This window comes from Aeromonas sp. QDB18, from assembly GCF_027705325.1.
Classification (GTDB): Bacteria; Pseudomonadota; Gammaproteobacteria; order Enterobacterales; family Aeromonadaceae; genus Aeromonas; species Aeromonas caviae.
In genome coordinates this window covers 1-20236 of the sequence record NZ_JAPDBQ010000070.1, presented here as the reverse complement: position 1 = coordinate 20236, position 20236 = coordinate 1, and the positions used below count along the sequence as shown (strand labels likewise).

The following is a 20236-nucleotide window of genomic DNA, read 5'->3' as shown; positions in this document are numbered from 1 at the left end:
GCGTATGTGGCCTCGCAGAACACACCAGATTAGCTCCCCTTATATCCCCGCCCGATTGGGCGAGGGTTTACGGGGCAATTGCTAAGATTCAATCTAGTCTTCAATTACTATCGGCATTACCATATGAATCTTTATTAAAAATTGACTTACGATGTGATCGGATTTAACTCCATACATCCAGACACTAGTCCCTACTCCACTGCGGAGGAGATAGTGTTGTAACTATGTGAATCGCCAACAGCTTTGTAGACTCCTCTACACTTTTATCTTGCAACCAGTACCAGAACCATCAAAAGTGCACCATCGTACACATTTGATTGATGTATTCTCACGCCATGGGTTAAGGTGTAACAACCTACACTTTTTTTCGTGATCATGATGGCAGACGCATCGTTGCAAACCGGCCCGAAAGAACTGGATCCCGCCTCCCTGGGGCTGGCGATACGCGAGAGACGCAAGGCCGCCAGGATGACCCAGGAGGTGACAGCCTCACTGTGCGGCATCTCCAAGAAGACCCTGATCAAGATTGAGAAGGGGGGGGATGTCTACCTCTCGACCCTGCTGCAGGTGATGAACGCACTGGGGCTGAGGTTGCAACTGGTGCAAGAAGCCGGGTCACAGGTAACGAGCGACAGCAGCCAATCAGAGGTCGGTGATGATGAGTGGTTCTGAGCGCCATCGGCTTGAACTTCGGCTGGGTAACCAGCTGATCGGCCATCTTGAATATGACTCCCAACGGGATACTTTTCAGCTCGGCTATACACCTGCATGGCAAGCTCGCGGCTTCCCGATCTCACCGCCGCTGGCGCTGGATGGTTCGGCCAGCAGCGCCCAGATCCGGGCGTATCTCGGCAACTTGCTGCCAGAAAATCGCGGGCTGGAGCACCTGATTGAAGCGCTATCTGTTTCGCGCAGCAATCTCTTTGCCCTGATCCACGGCATCGGCCGCGATGTCTCCGGGGCGGTCACCTTTACCCTGCCCGCAGAGCCCGATATTCCCACCCACTTTCGCCCCATCACCCCAGAGGAGTTGATGCTGCGGCTCGATCAGCCCGAGCTCTGGCCGCTGGAAGTCTGGGATGGTCGCCCCCGCCTCTCGGTTGCGGGGGTGCAGGCCAAGCTCAACCTGCTGCGACTCGAGGGGGCACTGGGATTTGGCGAGGGCGAGCTCTGTTCCACCCACCTCCTCAAGTTCGAGCATCACCCTCATCTGGTGATCAATGAGTTTGTGACCATGCGACTGGCCGCACTGCTGGGCATGCCGGTGGCACAGGTCGAACTGCACAGGGTCGGCCAAGGCGATAAGTCCCACCGGGGTTTGCTGGTAGAACGCTTCGATCGGCGCCTCGATGAGGATGGCTTGAGGGTGCGCCGTCGCCATATGATCGATGCCTGTCAGGGGCTGGGGTTTCCCGTCGCCCGAAAATATGAACGCAACTTCGGTGACGGGCGGGATGTGGCCCATATTCGGGAAGGAGTGAGCCTGCCACGGCTGTTCAACCTCAGCGCCCTCTGCGTCAATCCGGCGCAGGCCAGACTGGACATGCTGCAATGGCTGCTCTTCAACCTCTGCGTCAACAATCACGATGCCCACGGCAAGAACTACAGCTTCTTCGTATCAAAAGCAGGGCTGATGCCCACTCCCTGGTACGATCTGGTCAATGTGGGGCTTTACCCCGAGTTCAACCAGCATCTGGCCATGGCCATCGGCGACGAGTTTACTCCCGAGGTGGTCAACGCATGGCAGTTGCTGGAGATGGCCGAAGCATGTGAGCTGCCCAAACGCCTGTTGCAGCAGACCCTGCACAAGATGGCCAGCGACATACTGCACCATCTGGATGCCGCCATCGCCCTGGTCGAGACAGACAATCCCGCCGAGCTGGCTTATCTGGCAGTCTACCGAGACGACATTGAACGCCGTTGCCACCATTTTCAGGAGCAGGCGACGCTGTTGCTCGATCTACAACTGTAGCCGGACCTTGTCCACCCCCATGGGACGCAACCCAGCCTTGAGCCCATGACGGGCATTGCCTACAATGACCCACTTTTTATCACACTCAGGTCTATAAAATGAGCGACAACAAACCTGCACTGCCCGACCGTCTGGCGGCCAACCCGCGCAGCCCGCACCATGTGGCGGAGTGTTTCGAGCACGAGATCGGCATTCGCGTGAACGGCAAGGAGCGCACCAATGTCGAGGAGTACTGCATCAGCGAAGGTTGGGTGAAGATCCCCTCCCCCAAGGCCAAGGATCGCTACGGCAACCCCATGCTGATCACCGTCAAGGGCACCGTCGAGGCTTTCTACGCCTAAGCGGCCCTGACCGCGCGCCCCGCCGGGCCCGCCGCCATGCTGTTCAGAACACCGGCCTTGCGCCGGTGTTCTGCTGTTGAGGGCGGCCCAGGGTGACAGGCGCCTCTCTTTCTTTGCTCTCTGTTGCCTTCCTGTTTCTTCCTTTCCCTCCCTTGCTTTCGCCTTTTCCTTTTCATCTGGGCCCTGATCCGGCAGGCGAGCCGCCTTTGGCATCCAGGCAAGGCGACGCTCTTGTCATCCCTGCCGGTTTACCCAGGCCATCACCGCCCCACTCACCCTCGGGAACGCGACTTGCCGCCCTGCCAGCGTTGCAGCGCAGCCCCCGCCAGCACCAGCAGGATGCCGAGCAGATCGCTCGCGGCCAGCCGTCCGGCCAGGGCATCGAGCAGGGCGCCCCCCGCCAGCTGGCCCGTGACGATGAGCAGGGCGCAGGCCAGGGCGCCGATCCGGCCGATGGCCCAACTGCTGATGGCGACGAACAACGCCCCCAGCACGCCGCCGAGCAGCAGCCAGGGATCGAGCCCGGCGAGCCGCTCCCAGGGCGCCCCCTTGAGGATGAGCAGGGCGCCGAGCAGCCCGAAGCCGAGCAGGTGGTTGGCAAGGGACGCCGTCATGGCGCCCCGGGCGCTGGCGAGGCGGCCATTGAGGGTGCGCGACAGGCTCACCGCCACGCCGTTCAGCAGTCCCAGCAGGATCAATATGGTCATGGTGTCTCTCCTAATGCAGCACGATGAGCAGGGCGCCGGCCATCACCAGCAGGGCGGCGAGCGCGTCTTTTCCCGAGGGGCGGCGGCGAGCCAGTCCGAGCCAGCCGAGGCCATCGCACAGGGCACCAAACAGCAGTTGGCCGAGCAGCAGCAGGGCCAGGGTGCCCGCCATGCCGAGGGGCGAGTTGAGGCACAGGGCTGCCAGCACCACGGTGAGCGCCCCCGGCAGACCGCCGAGCCAGGCCCAGGGCGGGGCCGCCTCCGGCGTCGGGGGCCTTGGGGAGAGCCACCACAGGAGCCCGGCCACCAGGCTGCCGACCCCGTGGGCCAGCCAGCTCGCGAGCCAGGGGTCGGTGGCGCGGGACAGGGCGCCGTTCTGGGCGATCATCAGCGCCAGCAGCAGACCGGCGGCGAAGGCGGCCAGGGCACCCAGGGTCTGGCCAAGTGTCTGGCCAAGTGTCTGGCCGAGGGCGGGGCGGCCGGGGCCGCGGTCAACAAGCGGGGGGATCATGGGGTTGCTCCTTGGTTGAACTGACGAGCAGGGTAAATTGTTTTTGTTTTGGGGATAATCTACCCTCCTGGAACAACATTGTTTCCATAACGAGAACAACATGAACCAGGAAGCCTTCGCCCTGCTCCCCGCCTTCGTCGCCGTGGTGGAGTCGGGCACCTTCTCCGGCGCCGCCCGTCAGCTCGGCCTCAGCAAGTCGGTGCTGAGCAAGAAGGTGAGCCAGCTCGAGCAGGCCCTCGGCTGCCAGCTCCTCTATCGCACCACCCGTTCCCTCACCCTCACCGAGGCGGGGGAGCGTTACTTCGAGACGGTGCGCCATGCAGTGCGCCTGGCCAGCGACGGGGAAGATGCCATCGGCGCCCTGCAATCGGTCCCCCGCGGCCTGCTGCGGGTGACGGTGCCCATGGTCTATGGCCGGCGCCACATCGCCCCCCTTGTCCCCGAGTTTCTCGCCCTCCACCCCGAGGTGCAGTTGCAGCTGGAGATGAGCGACGCCCGGCAGGATCTGGTGGCCGAGGGGTTCGACGTGGCGGTGCGCATCGGCGAGCTGGAGGATTCGAGCCTGGTGGCCCGCCGCCTCGCCCCCTGTCTCAGCACCCTGTGCGCCGCCCCCGCCTACCTGGCGCAGGCCGGCACGCCCCGCACCCCGGCGGATCTCGAGCGCCACAACTGCCTCTTCTACTCCCTGTTTCGCGGCGGCACCCAGTGGCGGCTGCACGGGCCCGAAGGGGAGGTGGCCATCACCCCCAGGGGCAATTTCGAGGTCAACAACAGCGATGCCATCCACACCGCGCTGCTGGCGGGGCTTGGCATCGGCAACATGCCGGACTTCATCGTGGCGCGGGATCTCGCCATCGGGCGGCTGGTGCCCGTCCTGCCAGACCATGCCCTGCCCGAGCACGGCATCTGGTGCGTCTATCCCAGGCGCCGCCACCTGCCCGCCAAGGTGGAGGCCTGGCTGGCCTTCCTGCAGGAACGTCTGGGGCTGCGCTGAGGGGGGGCATCGGGATAACCGGAACGGTTCACGTTTTTTTCATCGGGAAGGGAGTAGAGTAGGCAGCAAACCAAGCATCTGTTTTTATTGGAAAAGCATTCAGGGGACGAGCCAAGGCATCGCACCCCGCACCCCAGAGGGAGCCCCATGATGAAGAAAACCGCGATTGCCCTGACCCTCACCAGCCTGCTGACGCTGCCGCTCGTTGTCTCATCCGATGCCTGGGCCGCCCCGGTGCGCTCCCTGCAAAAGGAGCAGAATTACGAGCAGTTCATCAGCAAGCGCCAGGTGGTGGATCAGCTGCTGGCAGACGCCGCCCGCATCTTCCACTCCCCCGCCCGGGTCTCCGATGCGGGCTTCACCGCCAAGATGCCGAGCAACATGGAGCAGGTGACCACCCTGCTGCTGGAGGCCCACCAGCTCGAGCCCTATCGCACCGATCTGCTCATCTCGGCGGCCAACGCCCAGATCTACAACGGCAACGTGGACAGGGCCATCGCCCTGTTCGAGCAGGCCCTCACCGCCGCCCCGGACGATCTGGACATCAACACCTATCTGGCCACCTGGCAGCGCTTCAAGGGCAACCAGGCCAAATCCGATGGCTACCTCAAGCGGGTCGGTGAGCTCAATGCCGGTCGCGCCGCCGACTTGCAGCGACTGTTCGCCACCGTGGACAGGGTGGTCGCCACCCCCCTCAAGGAGCGTCAGGGACGGGGCGAGAAGAAGGGGCGCCGCGCCATCGTCACCCTGGGCTATGCCCTCAATCCCGATGGCTCCATGCACGACATCCTGCTGGGACGCCTCGAGACCACCCGCGCCCTGGCCCAGGCCGATCCGGCGGCCCTCGTCATCCTCACCGGCGGCGTGCCCCAGAACCGCCAGACCGAGGGCAAGCTGATGGCGGACTGGCTGGCGAAAAAGGGCATCGACCGCTCCCGCATCATCGAGGAGAACTACGCCACCAGCACGGTGGAGAACGCCCTCTACAGCGGCTATGCCCTCGCCCGCCACGAGATTGAGTTCGCCACCCTGGTGAGCTCGGCGAGCCATGTGCGCCGGGGCCAGACCCTGCTGGAAATCGCCTGCTGGCAGAGCGGCCCGGCGAACATCCGCATCGACAGCGTCGCCTACCCGGACAAGCCCCTCTCGGCCCTGGCCAAGGCGAGCCCGGAGGAGCTGCTTGGCATCTACCGGGACGCCCTGCGCACCTATGGCCTGTGGAGCTACCGCTCGGCCCCGCTGGTTGAGCGCTGATCCCCCGGCCCCGCCCCCCTGGCGGGGCCTTTTCCTCTCTTCCCCCTGCCAGTCACTGCCCCCCTGGTGGCTGGCCCCTGCACGCACCTGCTGGCCCCTTGCGCCAGCCACCCGATAGACGGCGGGTGAGCAAGCTATCCACTTTCTGGCATATCTCAATCAGATCATTGATTTACCGTTCTTTTTCTAAGAACCAAACGGCATGAGAACACCCTTCTCGTTCCTTCGCCCCCGGGGATGTTCAGATAAAGATGTGGCTTCCAACACCCCCAACAAGGAAGTGCATCATGACAGCAAAAGGCATCTCTCTGTGGCTCGCAGCCTCCATGCTGCTCGGCCAGTCCGCCCAGGCCCTCGACGTCACCGTGGCCTACCAGACCTCCGCCGAACCCGCCAAGGTGGCCCAGGCCGACAACAGCTTCGCCAGGGAGAGCGGCGCCACCGTGGATTGGCGCAAGTTTGACAGCGGCGCCAGCGTGGTACGGGCGCTCGCCTCCGGCGACGTGCAGATAGGCAACATCGGCTCCAGCCCCCTGGCGGTGGCGGCGAGCCAGAACCTGCCCATCGAGGTGTTCCTGCTCGCCTCCAAGCTCGGGGAGTCCGAGGCCCTGGTGGTGAAGCAGGGGCTCGCGAAACCCGAGGATCTCGCGGGCAAGCGCATCGCCGTGCCCTATACCTCCACCACTCACTACAGCCTGCTGGCGGCCCTCAAGCACTGGAACGTCGACCCCGCGACGCTGCAGATCGTCAACCTGCAACCACCGGCCATCATCGCCGCCTGGCAGCGGGGCGACATCGACGGCGCCTATGTCTGGGCCCCCGCCCTCAACCAGCTCACCAAGGAGGGCAAGGTGCTGACCGACTCCGCCCAGGTGGGTGACTGGGGGGCGCCGACCCTGGACGTCTGGGTGGTGCGCAAGGACTTTGCCAAGGCCCACCCCGAAGTGGTGCAGGCCTTCGTGAACAGCACCCTGGCCGCCCAGCGCGACTACCTGGCCAACCCCGACGGCTGGCTCACCAAGCCGGACAACCTCGCCAAGCTGGCCAAGCTGAGCGGCGTTCCCGAGGCGGACGTTCCCGCGCTGGTGAAGGGCAACACCTACCTCGATGCGAAGGCCCAGAGTGCCGAGCTCGGGCGCCTCGTCAACCAGACCATCATCGACACCGCCCGCTTCCTCGAGAGCTAGGGCAAGGTCGTGAACGCCGCCTCGGACTACCGCCAGTTCGTGACCGATCGCTTCGTGAAAGCCGTGGCCCAGTAAATCCAAGGAGACGACCATGCTGCAGCTCTCTCATGTGTCCGCCGAGTACGCCGGCAGGCGGGTGCTCGACAACATCAACCTCTCCCTGTCCGAGGGGGAGCTGATGGTGGTGCTGGGGCCCTCGGGCTCGGGCAAGACGACCCTCCTCAACCTGGTGGCGGGCTTCGAGCCTTGCCACCACGGCCAGATAAGCCTTGAGGGCAAGCCGGTCACCGGCCCCGGCGCCGAGCGCGGCGTGGTGTTCCAGAGCGAGGGGCTGCTGCCCTGGCGCAACGTGCGAGACAACGTGGCCCTCGGCCTGCAGCTGGCGGGCGTGCCCAGTGCCGAGCGCACCGAACAGGCCCAGGCACTGCTGCGTCAGGTGGGGCTGGAGGGGGCCGGCGATCGCGCCATCTGGCAGCTCTCCGGCGGCCAACGCCAGCGGGTCGGCATCGCCCGGGCCCTCGCCACCCAGCCCCGCCTGCTCCTGCTGGACGAGCCCTTCGGCGCCCTGGACGCCTTCACCCGGGAGCAAATGCAGACTCTGCTGCTGCGCCTGTGGCACGAGCACCGGCGTCAGGTGCTGCTCATCACCCACGATATCGAGGAGGCCATCTTCATGGCCACCGATCTGGTGCTGCTCTCCCCCTCCCCCGGGCGGGTGACGGAGCGGCTGACCCTGGATTTCGGTCGCCGCTTCGCCGCCGGGGAGCCCTGCCGCAGCATCAAGTCCGATCCGGCCTTCATCGAGCGCCGTGAATACGTGCTGGAACGGGTGTTCGCAGAGCGGGAGGCCTTCGCATGACCCTCGCCCTCGCCCGGCAACGGGATCTCACCCACGCACGGGCAGCGGGCTGGCCCCTGCCCCGCCGCCTAACCCTGAGCCTCGCCACCCTGCTCGTGCTGCTGGCCCTGTGGTGGCTGGTGGCCCACTTCGGCTGGGTCGATCCCCTGTTCCTGCCGCCCCCACAGCGGGTGCTGGCACAGCTCATCACCATCGCAGGCCCAACGGGCTTTATGGATGCCACCCTGTGGCAACACCTGGGGGCCAGCCTGGGGCGCATCCTGGTGGCGCTCGCTGCCGCGGCGTTCTTTGGCATCACGGTGGGCATCGCCATGTGGCTCTCCCCCACGGTGCGCGGCGTGCTCGATCCCCTCATCGAGCTCTACCGCCCGGTGCCGCCGCTCGCCTACCTGCCACTCATGGTGATCTGGTTTGGCATCGGTGAAACATCGAAGGTACTGCTCATCTATCTGGCCATCTTCGCGCCCGTGGCCCTGGCGACCCTGGCGGGGGTGCAGAGCGCCAACGCGGTGCGAGTGCGGGCGGCCCAGGCGCTCGTAGCATCCCGGTCCCAGGTGCTCTGGCACGTGATCCTGCCCGGCGCCCTGCCGGACATCCTGACCGGGCTGCGCATCGGGCTCGGGGTGGGCTGGTCCACCCTGGTGGCGGCCGAGCTTATCGCCGCCACCCGGGGGATGGGCTTCATGGTGCAATCCGCCGGCGAGTTTCTCGCCACCGACGTGGTGCTGGCGGGCATCCTGGTGATCGCCCTGATCGCCTTCGTACTGGAACTGGGCCTGCGCGCCCTGCAGCGCAGGCTCACCCCCTGGCATGGAGAAGGACAATGAGCCACAGGCTGACCGCGATCCTTCGCCTCCCTTTCCTATTGGCATCGGGCCTTCACGCCCCCAGACATGGAACAAGACCATGACCGACAAGTTGACCATTACCCCCCTCGGCCCTCACATCGGCGCCGTCATCGCCGGCGTCAATCTGGCCGAGCCCCTGAGCCAGGGGCAGTTCGAGCAGCTCCATCGCGCCCTGCTCAAATACCAGGTGCTGTTCTTTCGCAACCAGCCCATCACCCCGCGAGCCCAGCGGGCGCTGGCGAACCGCTTCGGGGATCTGCACATCCACCCCGTCTACCCCCACACGGAGGAGGCCGAGGAGATCATCGTGCTCGATACCCACGACGACAATCCGCCGGACAACGACAACTGGCACACCGATGTGACCTTTATCGAGACGCCCCCGGCACTGGCCATTCTGGCCGCCAAGCAGTTGCCCCCCACCGGGGGGGACACCCTCTGGGCCAGCGGCATCGCGGCGCTGGCGGCCCTCTCGCCGCCCCTGCAAACCCTGCTGGCAGGGCTGGAAGCCGAGCATGACTTCACCAAGTCCTTCCCGGCCCATCGCCATGATGACAGCGAGGAGGCGCGCCAGCGCTGGCAGGCGGCCGTGGCCCGTCACCCGCCCCTGCGCCACCCGGTGATCCGAACCCATCCGGTGAGCGGCCGTCAGGCCCTGTTCGTCAACGAGGGGTTCACCACCCGGCTGCCCGGGCTGCCCCCCAAAGAGAGCGAGGCCCTGCTCGGCTTTCTGTTCGAGCACATCACCCGCCCCGAGTTTCAGGTGCGCTGGCGCTGGCAGGAGAACGACATCGCCATCTGGGACAACAGGGTGACCCAGCACTATGCCAATGCCGACTACCTGCCAGCCCGCCGGGTGATGCACAGGGCCACCATTCTCGGGGACAAGCCCTTCTGGCGCCCGGGCTGAACATCCCCCATGGAGAACGACCATGAGATAACGCCCAGCAAAAAGCTCGCCGGCTGGCGGGCTTTTTCATCATCTGACGGGCCTGGGTGTTGCTATCGGCCCTTGCGCTCCGGCCACCAGGGTGAAGCCCCGATGGCCGGTCTCAGCCCTTGAGCTCCAGCACGGTGGTGAAGCCTCCGAAGATCATGCGGGCGCCATCAAACGGCATGGTCTGGTGCAGGGGATTGGCGGGGTCCATCCTGGGGTCCTGCATCATCTTGCCCATGGCGTCGTCCCGCACCGCCTTGCTCGGCCACTCCACCCAGGAGAAGACCACGGTTTCATCCTCCCTGGCCGCCACCGCCCGATAAAAGTCGGTCTGCTTGCCGTGAGGCACGTCGTCCCCCCAGCACTCCAGCACCCGGGTGGCGCCGTATTCGAGGAAGATGGGGTCAAACTGCCCCGCATGATCGATCAGGGCCTGCTTGTTGGCCGTCGGCACGGCGAGCACGAATCCGTCCACGTATGACATCAGAGGTTCCTCCTGTGAGTGAGGATCTCAGCATAGCAGCCGCCCATCAGCCCGCGCTCTGCGCCGCCCCGCGCAGCCCGCCATCACAAAGAGACCAGCCGCTCCAGATCGCTGCGGGTCAGGCGCTTGCTGTCCACCTTCACGTAGAGGGAGTGCTCCTCGCGCACCAGCAGCACGTCGCTTACCCCCTCGCAGGCGCGGATCCGCTGCTCCAGGGCCGGGGTGGCCTCGACCCCTTCCGGCAGCACGATGCGCAGGCTGCTCACATAAGGGGGCTCGGCCATGGTGAGGCTCACCCCGAGCCAGGCGAGGGCCAGGGCGGCGCAACCGCCAAACACCAGGGGGCCGCCCCCCAGGCTGTAGAGCAGGCCGCCGAGACTGCCGCCGATGGCGACCCCGAGGAACTGACTGGTGGAGTAGACCCCCATGGCGGTGCCCTTGTAGCCCGGCGGGGACTCCTTGCTGATGAGAGACGGCAGCAGCGCCTCCATCACGTTGAAGCCGATGAAGAAGAGCTGCAACCCGGCGAGCAAACCCCACAGCTGCTGGCCGCTCTGCCAGAGCACCAGCTCGGCGGCCAGCATCACCACCACGCACCCGATGAAGACCCGCTTCATCTGGCGGTGCTTCTCGGCATAGATGATGAAGGGCACCACGCTGACGAAGGCGATCAGCATGGTGACCAGATAGGCCTGCCACTGGCTGTCACGGGGCAGGCCCGCACGTTCCAGCAGGGGCGGCAGGGCCACGAAGCTCGACATCAGCAGGGTGTGGACGCAGAGGATGCCGAGGTTGAGTTTGAGCAGGCGAGGGTTGGTGAGCACGGTACGAAAGCTGCCTCGCACCATGGCGGACTCGCGATTTTGCAGGTGTGCCGCCGGGGTCGGCACCACCCAGAGCACCATGGCGATGGCGGCCAGGGCCAGCAGGGCGATGAGCCAGAAGAGGCCGGACAAGCCCAGGGCATGGGTGATGAGGGGGCCGGTCACCATGGCGATGGCGAAGGTGATGCCAAAGCTCACCCCGATGAAGGCCATCGCCTTGGTGCGATTCTGCTCCCGGGTGAGATCCGACAGGAGCGCCATGACGGCGGCGGAGATGGCGCCGCTCCCTTGCAGGGCGCGCCCGACGATGACCCCCCAGATGGCGTCGCTCAGGGCGGCGATGACGCTGCCAAGGGCAAACATCAGCAGGCCGCCAACGATGAGGGGCTTGCGCCCCACCTTGTCGGAGAGCAGGCCGAAGGGGATCTGGAACAGGGCCTGGGTCATGCCGTAGATGCCGATGGCAAGCCCGATGAGCGCCTCGGAGGCGCCCGCCAGGGACATGCCGTAGGTGGTCAGCACCGGCAGCACCATAAACATGCCTAGCATGCGCAGCGAGAAGACGGAGCCGAGCGCCCAGGTCGCGCGTCGCTCGCCCCTCGTCATGGTGAAATCATTCATGAGGGCCTCGATGAGTCAAAAAGAAGAGGGAAAGAAAGGGGTGACAGGCGCCCGGCCGCCCCCGAAAAATCGGCGATGCCCCTTGCAGGGCGGCGCCCATAATAGCAGAGCCGGGAAGATTCCCGGCTCTGGATTTCATGCATTTCAGGGGTGCAGTTCACACTATCAGGGCAGCATGCTCACCAATACAGGCGCTGCGTCCGGCTGGAAGTCCACCGACATCATCACGCTCAGGCAAGTAATGGTGACGATGGAGAACATGAACAGCTTGCGCGCCCAGAGGGAGTCGTCCACCGCCGCCTTGTAGCCCGACAGCGCCATCCCCAGCCACCAGACGCTCACCGCGGTGGCCACCACCAGATACTTGTACCCGGCGTAGCCGCCGAGGAACAGCATCAGGGTCGGCACCATGAACGCCAGGATGTAGAGGGTGATGTGGAGCTTGGCCACCGGGATCCCCTTCACCACCGGCAGCACCGGGATGTTGGCAGCCTGGTAGTCCTTGAAGCGGAAGATGGCGATCGCATAGGAGTGCGGCATCTGCCACAGGCTGAAGATCGCCAGCAGGATCAGGGCCCCGGAGTCGAACTGCCCGCTCACCGCGCAGTAGCCGATGACCGGCGGCGCGGCGCCGGAGAGGCTGCCGACCAGGGTGCCATAGACCGAGTGGCGCTTCATGTAGAGGCTGTAGACCCCCACATAAACCAGGAAGCCCAGCACCGCCAGCAAGGCGGCCAACGGATTGGCCGCAAAGTAGAGCAGTGCAATGCCCGCAACGCCCAGCGCCGTCGCATACCAGAGGGAGACACCGGGGGCGATGAGCCCCCGCACCAGGGCGCGGTTCTTGGTGCGCTCCATGATGCAGTCGATGTCCCGGTCGATGTAGTTGTTGAACACGCAACCGGAGGCCACCACCAGTGACACCCCCACCATGGTCAGGATGAACAGGGGCACATCCAGGCTCCCCTTCGAGGCCAGCAGGAATCCCCCGATAACCGAGATGAGGTTGCCGAAGATGATGCCCGGCTTGGTCACTTGCAGGTATTGCTTCATCATCATCAACCCGCTCAGTGAACCATCATGTTGATGTTGAGGTTGTACATGATCCACAGGGAACCCACGACCACGATGGCGATGATGAGCACGGTAAAGACCAGTGCCACCAGGTTCCAGCGCTCCTCGGAGGAGGTGTTCATGTGCAGGAAGTAGACCAGGTGTACGAAGATCTGCACCACCGCCATGGCCACCACGGTGCCGAGCACCACGGCGTGGGAGGCGGAGCCGTCCATCACCATCCAGAACGGCACGGCGGTCAGGATGAGTGACAGCACGAAGCCGATCATGTAGGACTTGACGCTGCCGTGGCTGGCGCCGTGATTGTCAACGGAATGACTCATTTACATGACCCCCATCAGATAGACCACGGTGAAGACGCAGATCCATACCACGTCGAGGAAGTGCCAGAACAGGCTCAGGCACATCAGGCGAGTGCGGTTGCGCTCGGTCAGCCCCTTCTTGGTGATCGACACCATCATCACGATGATCCAGACCAGGCCGCTGGTCACGTGGATACCGTGGGTCCCCACCAGGGTGAAGAAGGCAGAGAGGAAGCCGCTGCGATCCGGGCCCGCCTCGTGCACGATCAGGTGATGGAACTCGTAGATTTCCATCGCGATGAAGCCGGCACCCAGCAGGAAGGTGACGAACAGCCAGGTGTTGACCGCCGCAACCTTGTTCTTGTTCATGGCCAGCATGCCGAACCCGAAGGTGATGGAGCTCAGCAGCAGCAGCATGGTTTCGGCGAACACGAACGGCAGTTCGAAGATGTCCTTGCCGGTGGGGCCGCCGGCAGTGCCGTTGACCAGGACCGCATAGGTCGCGAACAGGGTCGCGAACAGGATGCAGTCACTCATCAGGTAGATCCAGAAACCGAATACCTTGGTGGCACCGGCATCGTGGTGCCCATCCTCATGGGCACCGTGAGAGTGATGTAGTACGTCAGTCGCCATGGAATTAAGCCACCTTGTTGATGTTGTCGAAATGCTGACCTTCGATGCGCTCGATCTCGTCAACCTGTACGTAGTAGTCCACATCGTCGTTGAAGCTGTGGATGATCCAGGTGGCGATCATGCCGATGAAGCCGGCGATGGCCATCCACCAGATGTGCCAGATCATGGCAAAGCCGAACACCACGCTGAAGGCGGCGATGATGACACCGGCACCGGAGTTCTTCGGCATGTGGATGGGGGCATACTGGGCAGGCTTCTTGTAAGCGCTGCCGTCAGCCTTGGCTTCCCAGAAGGCGTCCAGACCGGTGACTTTCGGCTCGATGGCGAAGTTGTAGAACGGCGGCGGAGAGGACGTCGCCCACTCCAGGGTACGGCCACCCCAGGGATCGCCGGTCAGGTCGCGGTTCTTCTCGCGGTCGCGGATGCTGACCACGATCTGGATGACCTGGCACAGCACGCCCAGGGCAATCAGACCGGCGCCGCAGGCGGCGACCACCAGCCAGCCGTGGAACTCGGGATCGATGTTCTGGCTGACACGACGGGTCATGCCCATGAAGCCCAGCACGTAGAGCGGCATGAAGGCCACGAAGAAGCCGGTGATCCAGCACCAGAAGGCACGCTTGCCCCAGACGTCATCCAGCTTGAAGCCGAACGCTTTCGGGAACCAGTAGGTGATACCGGCGAAGCAGCCGAACACCACGCCGCCGATGATGACGTTGTGGAAGTGGGCGATGAGGAACAGGCTGTTGTGCAGCACGAAGTTGGCGGCCGGCACGGAGAGCAGTACCCCGGTCATGCCACCCACGGTGAAGGTGATGATGAAGCCGACGGTCCACAGCATGGGCGAGGTGAACTCGATGCGACCGCGGTACATGGTGAACAGCCAGTTGAAGATCTTCACCCCGGTCGGGATGGAGATGATCATGGTGGTGATGCCGAAGAAGGCATTCACGTTGGCGCCGGACCCCATGGTGAAGAAGTGGTGCAGCCAGACGATGAACGACAGCACGGTGATCGCCACGGTTGCCCACACCAGGGAGGTGTAACCGAACAGCTTCTTCTTACAGAAGGTCGCCACCACTTCGGAGAAGATCCCGAACACCGGCAGCACCAGGATGTACACCTCGGGGTGACCCCAGGCCCAGATCAGGTTGATGTACATCATCATGTTGCCACCCATGTCATTGGTAAAGAAATGGGTACCCAGGTAGCGGTCTGCGGTGAGCAGGGCGATGGTGACGGTCAGGATCGGGAAGGAGGCGATGATCAGGATGTTGGCACACAGGGCGGTCCAGGTGAAGACCGGCAGGCGCATCATGGTCATGCCAGGGGCACGCATGCGGATGATGGTGGCGAAGAAGTTCACGCCGGTCAGCAGGGTCCCCAGACCCGAAATCTGCAGACTCCATATCCAGTAATCGACCCCGACCCCGGGACTGAACTCCAGCCCCGACAAGGGCGGATAGGCCAGCCAGCCGGTCTGGGCGAATTCACCGACCCCGAGGGAGACGTTGATCAGCACCACGGCCGCGGCGGTGAACCAGAAGCTCAGGTTGTTCAGGAAGGGGAAGGCCACGTCACGGGCACCGATTTGCAGCGGCACCACGATGTTCATCAGACCGATCACCAGCGGCATGGCCACGAAGAAGATCATGATGACGCCGTGGGCGGTGAAAATCTGGTCGTAGTGATGGGCGTTCAGGTAGCCTTCGCCACCCCCGGAGGCGATGACCTGCTGGCCACGCATCAGCACGGCGTCGGCAAAGCCACGCAGCAGCATGACCATGCCCAGAATGAGATACATGATACCGAGGCGTTTATGGTCGACCGAGGTCAGCCACTCTTTCCACAGATATTGCCACTTGCCGTAGTAAGTGATGAGACCGGCGATGGCCAGGCCCCCCAGAATGATACCGGCTATCGTGACCATGATGATGGGTTCATGGTACGGAATAGCCTCGAGTGTCAATTTTCCAAACATCGATTATTCCTCGGATCCTGCTTTCACACTCTTGTCGGCCGACATGGCCATGTGTCCGGCATGGGCGTCATGGTTCATGGCCTGGTTCTCCATGGCGTCCTCTTGCGAGGCCTCATGGTTCATCCCTTCGTGGTCCATGGCACCCGCTTTCGGGGCGGCGTCATGGTTCATGGCCTCGTGGTTCATGCCCTCGTGATCCGCAGAGCCCGCAGCCGGGGTGGCGTGACCACCATGGGACATGCCGCCCATGAACTTGTTGATGATGTTGACGAACAGCTTGGGATCGGCGCTGGCGAAGTACTCCACCGGGTGGTTTTCGCTCTTCTTGGCCAGGGCATTGAACTCATCCATGGTGCTCAGGGCCTTGGAAGAGGCCTTCACCTTGGCTACCCAGGCGTCGAAACCGGCTTGGTCCTGGGTCGCGATGGCCTTGAACTTCATGCCGGAGAAACCGGCACCGCTGTAACCGCCGGAGATGCCCTTGTACTCGCCCGCTTCGTTGGCAATCAGGTGCAGCTTGGTCTGCATGCCGGCCATGGCGTAGATCTGGCCGCCCAGTTGCGGGATGAAGAAGGAGTTCATCACGGTGTCGGAGGTCACCCGGAAGTTGACCGGGGTGTTGACCGGGAAGGCCAGCTCGTTGACCGACGCAATGCCCAGCTCCGGATAGACGAACAACCACTTCCAGTCCAGGGAAATGACATCCACCTGAACCGGTTTGACGTCCGATTCCAGCGGCTTGTAGGGGTCGAGGGAGTGGGAAGTTTTCCAGGTGATCACCGCCAGGATGACGATGATGATGACGGGTACAGTCCAGACGACTGCCTCAATCTTGTTGGAGTGGGCCCAGTCCGGCGCATAGGTGGCACTGGTGTTGGACGCCCGGTATTTGTAGGCGAACGCCACCGCCATGACAATCACGGGCACCACCACGATCAGCATCAAGCCGAGTGCGGTGAGTATCAGTGACTTCTGCTCCATACCGACCTGCCCCTTGGGGCTCATCAGTGCCATGTCGCAGCCACTCAGCAAGCTGGCGGTCGCGAGCAGCAGCAAAGCGCCCAAGCCCCTCTTCACATCAAAGATGTCTCATGCAATGTCCTCATCTTTTGAAGGCTTATTGGTATAAAAAAATGCAGCATTTTATTGCATCAGACCGGCATGTGAACAACATGAAAAATTAATCCCAAAAATGTTCAAAAGGTGATGGAAAGCGGTATCAGATGTTAATCCCTTGACAATGACCAATTTATTCAAGTTACACCGCGGCAATTCATCTTCCGTTAATCTCTCGCGCCACCAAAAGTGACCACCAATTAACCAAAAAGATCCATCTGGTCTGTTTTTAACCCGCCATTGCGATCAAAAAAGAGCCATACAGCCCCTTTTCGACTCACAGGTCATTTTTCCACACCTTGATCTGGATGGGTATTTTTCGGGGAAGATTAAAAAAATAATTAATCAAACGAATGTATGATTAACTTCCCGCCCCCCGACAACGGTCGCAACCCCTGGCGCCAGAAGGCACACTTCGTAACAAAACGGGCCCTTGTGCGGGCCCGTTGACAATCGTTTTCTCTCCCTCCCTCGGAGTCGGAGTCAGGAGTAACCGTGTTCCATCCGGGTCGCCACGGCGATCCGGTTCCAGGCGTTGATGGTGACCACCTGCACCAGACACTGGGCCAGCAGGGTTTCCCCCAGTTGGGCCAGCGCCGCCTCATAGGTCTGCGTCGTGAGCCCCTTGTCGGCGATCAGGGTCACCTCGTCGGTCAGGGCCAGCACTGCCCGCTCCCGGGCGTCGAACAGCGGCGACTCCTGCCAGGCGGCCAGCGCCAGCAGACGCTGGGCGCTCTCCCCGTGCTTCATCGCCACGTCGGCGTGCATCTCGATGCAGTAGGCGCAGCCGTTGATCATGGAGGCACGCAGCTTGATGAGCTCCTTGAGCGACAGGGGAATGTCGGTGCCCCCGAGGTAGGACTCAAGGCCCATCATGGCCGAGACGGCGGCGGGCACCTGGTTGGCGAGCTGGATACGGTGTGACATGGCAAGACTCCTGTGATGGACCCCGGATGGGGCGGTGAGCTGATTGTTCACTTTTTCATTGTTGATTAGAATATCGTCATAACCTGCAACAGTTTTGCGTTTATCGCAAAGGTGAATCCATGCTGGATCGCATCCGCATCCTGGCCCAGGTGGTGGAATCGGGCAGTTTCTCCCGTGCCGCCCGCGCCCTCAACCAGGCCCCCTCCTCCGTGACCCGTGCCATCGACGCCCTGGAGCAGCAGCTCGGGATCCCGCTCTTCAAGCGCAGCACCCGCCAACTGGTGCTGACCGAGCAGGGCGCCTATTTTCTCGCCCGCTCCCTGCCCCTGCTGGAGGAGGCGGATCAGCTGGTGCAATCCCTGCAACCCCTCTCGGTGGCGCCAGAGGGGCCGCTGCGGGTCTCGGTGTTCGAGAGCTTCGGCGCGTCCTGGCTCTCTCCCCGCCTGCCCGACTTCCTCGCCCGCTACCCCGGGGTGCGCCTGGAGGCTGCGCTGGACAACCGCATGGTGGATCTCGATGCCGAGAACGTGGACGTGGCGGTGCGCATCGGCAAGCCCGCCGACAGCAGCCTGCACACTCATCATCTGCTCACCAACCGCTCGCTGCTGGTCACCTCCCCCGCCTATCTGGCCCGCCATGGCGAACCCGCCCATCCCGCCGAGCTGGCCCACCACAACTGCCTCATTCGCGGCCATGGGCGCCAACGCCAGCACTGGTACTTCCAGCAGGGCACGGAGCGCGAGAAGGTGGCGGTGCAGGGCAACCTCGCCTCGGTCGGGGGCACGCCCCTGCTCTGCGCCGCCCTCGCGGGGTCCGGCGTGCTGCTGCTGTCGAGTTGGATGGTGCAGCAAGGCATCGACGAGGGCACCCTGCTGCCGCTGCTGCCAGAGTGGCTCGCCTCCCCCTACGAGGATCGCCAGGACGAGATCCACGCGGTGTTTCGTGGCGGCCGCTTCCTCAAACCCCAGACCCGCGCCTTCATCGACTTTCTGGTCGAGGCGATCAGGCCCCTGCAAGGGCCGCGCTGACCGCAACAGAGCCTCCTGGCGAAACGCTGAAAACGCAGACGCCGGGCACAGGGCCCGGCGTCTGGAAATGAGGGTCGCCACGGCGACCGCTCAGCGTGATTTTCGCCCGTCAGGGCTTGGGGAGAGCCCCCGGTAATCCCCGTAGGGGAAGATGTTGCGCAGGCGCTGGGCCACGGGCTCGGGGATGGAGCGGGAGAAGACCAGCCTCACCCCGTTGCCGTCCCGCAGGCCCAGGATGCGTCCGCGCACCGGCTCATGGTGCAGGATCTGGGTCGCCTGGGTCACAAAGCGCGGCGGCACCGAGCCCCGCTTCACCACCACCTTGCCCGGCGCGAGCCGGACCTCGAAAAGGGCGCCGCGCCCCAGCGTCATCAACCACCCGATCAGGGCTATCGCCACCAACAGAGACAACCAGGCCATTGCGTCTTCCTCCCGTCAACCCGATATTCGCCAGTATAACCGGGGGCGCCTCACCATGACCCGGCCGCCATCACGCTTTCACTCACTGCCGGGCCTTATCGGCGCCCCTTGCCCCAGGCCACCAGGGTATCCCGATAGAGGGCGAGCAAGGCCTGATCCCGCACCGCGACCCCGACCTGCTGGGCCGGGCAGTCGGCCCACTCGTCATGGGGATGGCGGGTGTCGTCAAATTTTTGCAGGGTATGGCCGATGGCGGGCCCCTCGGTGATGACCCGCACCGGCCCCTTGCGCAGGGTGAACAGCGCAGGATCGATCACATAGGCGATGGCGGAGGGATCGTGCACATGGCACCCCGCCATGCCGATGCGCTCGGAATAGAAGCGCAGGTAGAAGCGGCTGACATCCCACAGGAAGCGGCCCGGCTCCCCCGCATCGTCCCGCAGGGCATCCAGATAGTCGGCGGTGAAGATGCTCTGCTGGGTGACGTCGAGCCCGATGATCACCAGGGGCCAGGGGGCGGTGAAGACCCGGTCCGCCGCATCGGGATCGTCGTGGATATTGGCCTCGGCATAGGGGGTCACGTTGCCGCGATGGCCGTTGACGCCAAAGGCACCGCCCATCACGACCACTTCTTTCACCAGGGCGGCTACTTCGGGGGCCGCCTCGAGCGCCAGCGCCAGGTTGGTGAGGGGACCGATGGTCACCAGGGTGATCTCGCCGGGATGGGCCTTCACCGTCTCGACGATGTATTGCCAGGCCGGGCGGGGATCCGGGATGAGGGTCACCTCCCCCGCCTGGACGTCGCCAAAGCCGCTCGGGCCGTGCACCACCGTCGTCGGCCCCACGGGCTCGCGCAGCAGCGGCGCGGCGGCGCCCCGGGCCACGTCCGCCTTCATGCCATATTTTTGCTTGAGCCAGAGGGCGTTGCGGGTGCCATTTTCGATGGTGGCATTGCCAAACACCGTGGTGATGGCGAGCAATTCGATGGCAGGGTGCGCCTCGGCAAACAGAATGGCCATGGCATCGTCGATGCCGGGATCGGTATCCAGAATGATCTTGTGGGTCTTGACATCCTCCCCCACCTTAGCGCTTCGCGTCACAGGAGGGGGATTCCCATTACTGGGTGATAGCTGCTCGCACAGTACCGGGTTCCTGCTTCATCGGGCGGCCTGATTGCACCACGCCTCCACAGGCTAAAACGGCGTGTCCCGCCGCT

General features: G+C 63.8%; 22 protein-coding genes. 10 read left to right on the top strand and 12 right to left on the bottom strand.

Features of this window, described 5'->3' with window-relative positions:
- Positions 1-378 precede the first annotated feature (378 nt).
- From OKC30_RS12050 to OKC30_RS12040, 3 genes are all read left to right on the top strand, one after another.
- On the top strand, positions 379-672 hold the full coding sequence (locus OKC30_RS12050; RefSeq protein ID WP_041206866.1) for a helix-turn-helix domain-containing protein: 294 nt from the start codon (positions 379-381) through the stop codon (positions 670-672).
- Positions 656-1972 carry a HipA domain-containing protein gene (locus OKC30_RS12045; protein ID WP_270809632.1) on the top strand — a complete coding sequence of 439 codons (1317 nt, stop codon included), beginning with the start codon at positions 656-658 and terminating at the stop codon, positions 1970-1972. The genes OKC30_RS12050 and OKC30_RS12045 overlap by 17 nt, the downstream gene beginning before the upstream one ends.
- A 98-nt stretch (positions 1973-2070) precedes the next feature.
- Positions 2071-2313, top strand: coding sequence for a DUF3297 family protein (locus OKC30_RS12040; RefSeq protein ID WP_010673692.1), 243 nt, complete (start codon positions 2071-2073; stop codon positions 2311-2313).
- Between the two features lie 272 nt (positions 2314-2585).
- On the opposite strand, the gene OKC30_RS12035 is transcribed toward OKC30_RS12040, so the two are convergent.
- Both OKC30_RS12035 and OKC30_RS12030 read right to left on the bottom strand, forming a co-directional pair.
- The gene (locus OKC30_RS12035) at positions 2586-3020 is read right to left on the bottom strand and encodes a DMT family transporter (RefSeq protein ID WP_270809630.1); all 435 of its coding nucleotides are present in this window, start codon (positions 3018-3020) and stop codon (positions 2586-2588) included.
- Positions 3021-3030: 10 nt separating this feature from the next.
- Positions 3031-3531 (bottom strand): DMT family transporter, encoded by a 501-nt coding sequence (locus OKC30_RS12030; protein WP_081000907.1) that lies wholly within the window; start codon positions 3529-3531, stop codon positions 3031-3033.
- 100 nt (positions 3532-3631) lie between these two features.
- Between OKC30_RS12030 and OKC30_RS12025 the strand changes: the two genes are divergently transcribed.
- The 6 genes from OKC30_RS12025 (at position 3632) to tauD (ending at position 9583) form a co-directional block, all read left to right on the top strand.
- Positions 3632-4525 carry a LysR family transcriptional regulator gene (locus OKC30_RS12025; protein WP_052815876.1) on the top strand — a complete coding sequence of 298 codons (894 nt, stop codon included), beginning with the start codon at positions 3632-3634 and terminating at the stop codon, positions 4523-4525.
- Positions 4526-4675: 150 nt separating this feature from the next.
- Positions 4676-5779 carry an ElyC/SanA/YdcF family protein gene (locus OKC30_RS12020; protein WP_010673688.1) on the top strand — a complete coding sequence of 368 codons (1104 nt, stop codon included), beginning with the start codon at positions 4676-4678 and terminating at the stop codon, positions 5777-5779.
- Positions 5780-6066: 287 nt separating this feature from the next.
- The gene (gene tauA / locus OKC30_RS12015) at positions 6067-6966 is read left to right on the top strand and encodes a taurine ABC transporter substrate-binding protein (RefSeq protein ID WP_442865835.1); all 900 of its coding nucleotides are present in this window, start codon (positions 6067-6069) and stop codon (positions 6964-6966) included.
- A gap of 91 nt (positions 6967-7057) precedes the next feature.
- Positions 7058-7825 carry a taurine ABC transporter ATP-binding subunit gene (gene tauB, locus OKC30_RS12010; RefSeq protein WP_042014207.1) on the top strand — a complete coding sequence of 256 codons (768 nt, stop codon included), beginning with the start codon at positions 7058-7060 and terminating at the stop codon, positions 7823-7825.
- Positions 7822-8652 (top strand): taurine ABC transporter permease TauC, encoded by an 831-nt coding sequence (tauC, locus tag OKC30_RS12005; protein WP_270809629.1) that lies wholly within the window; start codon positions 7822-7824, stop codon positions 8650-8652. Before tauB ends, tauC begins: the two co-directional genes overlap by 4 nt.
- Positions 8653-8731: 79 nt before the next feature.
- A complete protein-coding gene (tauD, locus tag OKC30_RS12000) occupies positions 8732-9583 on the top strand; it encodes a taurine dioxygenase (protein ID WP_043155533.1) in 852 nt (283 codons plus the stop codon).
- Positions 9584-9725: 142 nt separating this feature from the next.
- On the opposite strand, the gene OKC30_RS11995 is transcribed toward tauD, so the two are convergent.
- The 8 genes from OKC30_RS11995 to OKC30_RS11960 all read right to left on the bottom strand — a co-directional run bounded on the left by OKC30_RS11995 (position 9726) and on the right by OKC30_RS11960 (position 17572).
- A complete protein-coding gene (locus OKC30_RS11995) occupies positions 9726-10094 on the bottom strand; it encodes a DUF1428 domain-containing protein (RefSeq protein WP_010673687.1) in 369 nt (122 codons plus the stop codon).
- Between the two features lie 83 nt (positions 10095-10177).
- Positions 10178-11539 carry an MFS transporter gene (locus OKC30_RS11990; protein WP_041213223.1) on the bottom strand — a complete coding sequence of 454 codons (1362 nt, stop codon included), beginning with the start codon at positions 11537-11539 and terminating at the stop codon, positions 10178-10180.
- Between the two features lie 165 nt (positions 11540-11704).
- Positions 11705-12598, bottom strand: a complete 894-nt coding sequence (cyoE, locus tag OKC30_RS11985; RefSeq protein ID WP_010673685.1) for a heme o synthase — start codon at positions 12596-12598, stop codon at positions 11705-11707.
- An 8-nt stretch (positions 12599-12606) separates the two neighbouring features.
- Positions 12607-12936, bottom strand: coding sequence for a cytochrome o ubiquinol oxidase subunit IV (locus OKC30_RS11980; RefSeq protein WP_010673684.1), 330 nt, complete (start codon positions 12934-12936; stop codon positions 12607-12609).
- Entirely contained in the window at positions 12937-13632 is a 696-nt protein-coding gene (locus tag OKC30_RS11975) for a cytochrome o ubiquinol oxidase subunit III (protein ID WP_080560441.1), read from the bottom strand. It abuts the gene before it with no gap.
- Positions 13553-15529: a cytochrome o ubiquinol oxidase subunit I gene (cyoB, locus tag OKC30_RS11970; protein ID WP_041211612.1), complete on the bottom strand. Its 1977-nt coding sequence runs from the start codon at positions 15527-15529 to the stop codon at positions 13553-13555. Before cyoB ends, OKC30_RS11975 begins: the two co-directional genes overlap by 80 nt.
- A 3-nt stretch (positions 15530-15532) precedes the next feature.
- Complete coding sequence (gene cyoA, locus OKC30_RS11965; RefSeq protein ID WP_039039262.1) at positions 15533-16594, bottom strand: cytochrome o ubiquinol oxidase subunit II; 1062 nt, start codon at positions 16592-16594, stop codon at positions 15533-15535.
- Between the two features lie 534 nt (positions 16595-17128).
- Complete coding sequence (locus tag OKC30_RS11960; protein ID WP_270670415.1) at positions 17129-17572, bottom strand: carboxymuconolactone decarboxylase family protein; 444 nt, start codon at positions 17570-17572, stop codon at positions 17129-17131.
- Positions 17573-17691: 119 nt separating this feature from the next.
- On the opposite strand from OKC30_RS11960, the gene OKC30_RS11955 reads away from it, so the two are divergent.
- The gene (locus tag OKC30_RS11955; RefSeq protein WP_270670416.1) at positions 17692-18600 is read left to right on the top strand and encodes a LysR family transcriptional regulator; all 909 of its coding nucleotides are present in this window, start codon (positions 17692-17694) and stop codon (positions 18598-18600) included.
- 90 nt (positions 18601-18690) lie between these two features.
- Here the strand turns inward: OKC30_RS11955 and OKC30_RS11950 are convergent, their stop codons facing one another.
- Both OKC30_RS11950 and OKC30_RS11945 read right to left on the bottom strand, forming a co-directional pair.
- Positions 18691-19020: a DUF3634 family protein gene (locus OKC30_RS11950; protein WP_039039207.1), complete on the bottom strand. Its 330-nt coding sequence runs from the start codon at positions 19018-19020 to the stop codon at positions 18691-18693.
- A gap of 95 nt (positions 19021-19115) precedes the next feature.
- Positions 19116-20120 (bottom strand): nucleoside hydrolase, encoded by a 1005-nt coding sequence (locus tag OKC30_RS11945; protein ID WP_370736853.1) that lies wholly within the window; start codon positions 20118-20120, stop codon positions 19116-19118.
- Positions 20121-20236 lie beyond the last annotated feature (116 nt).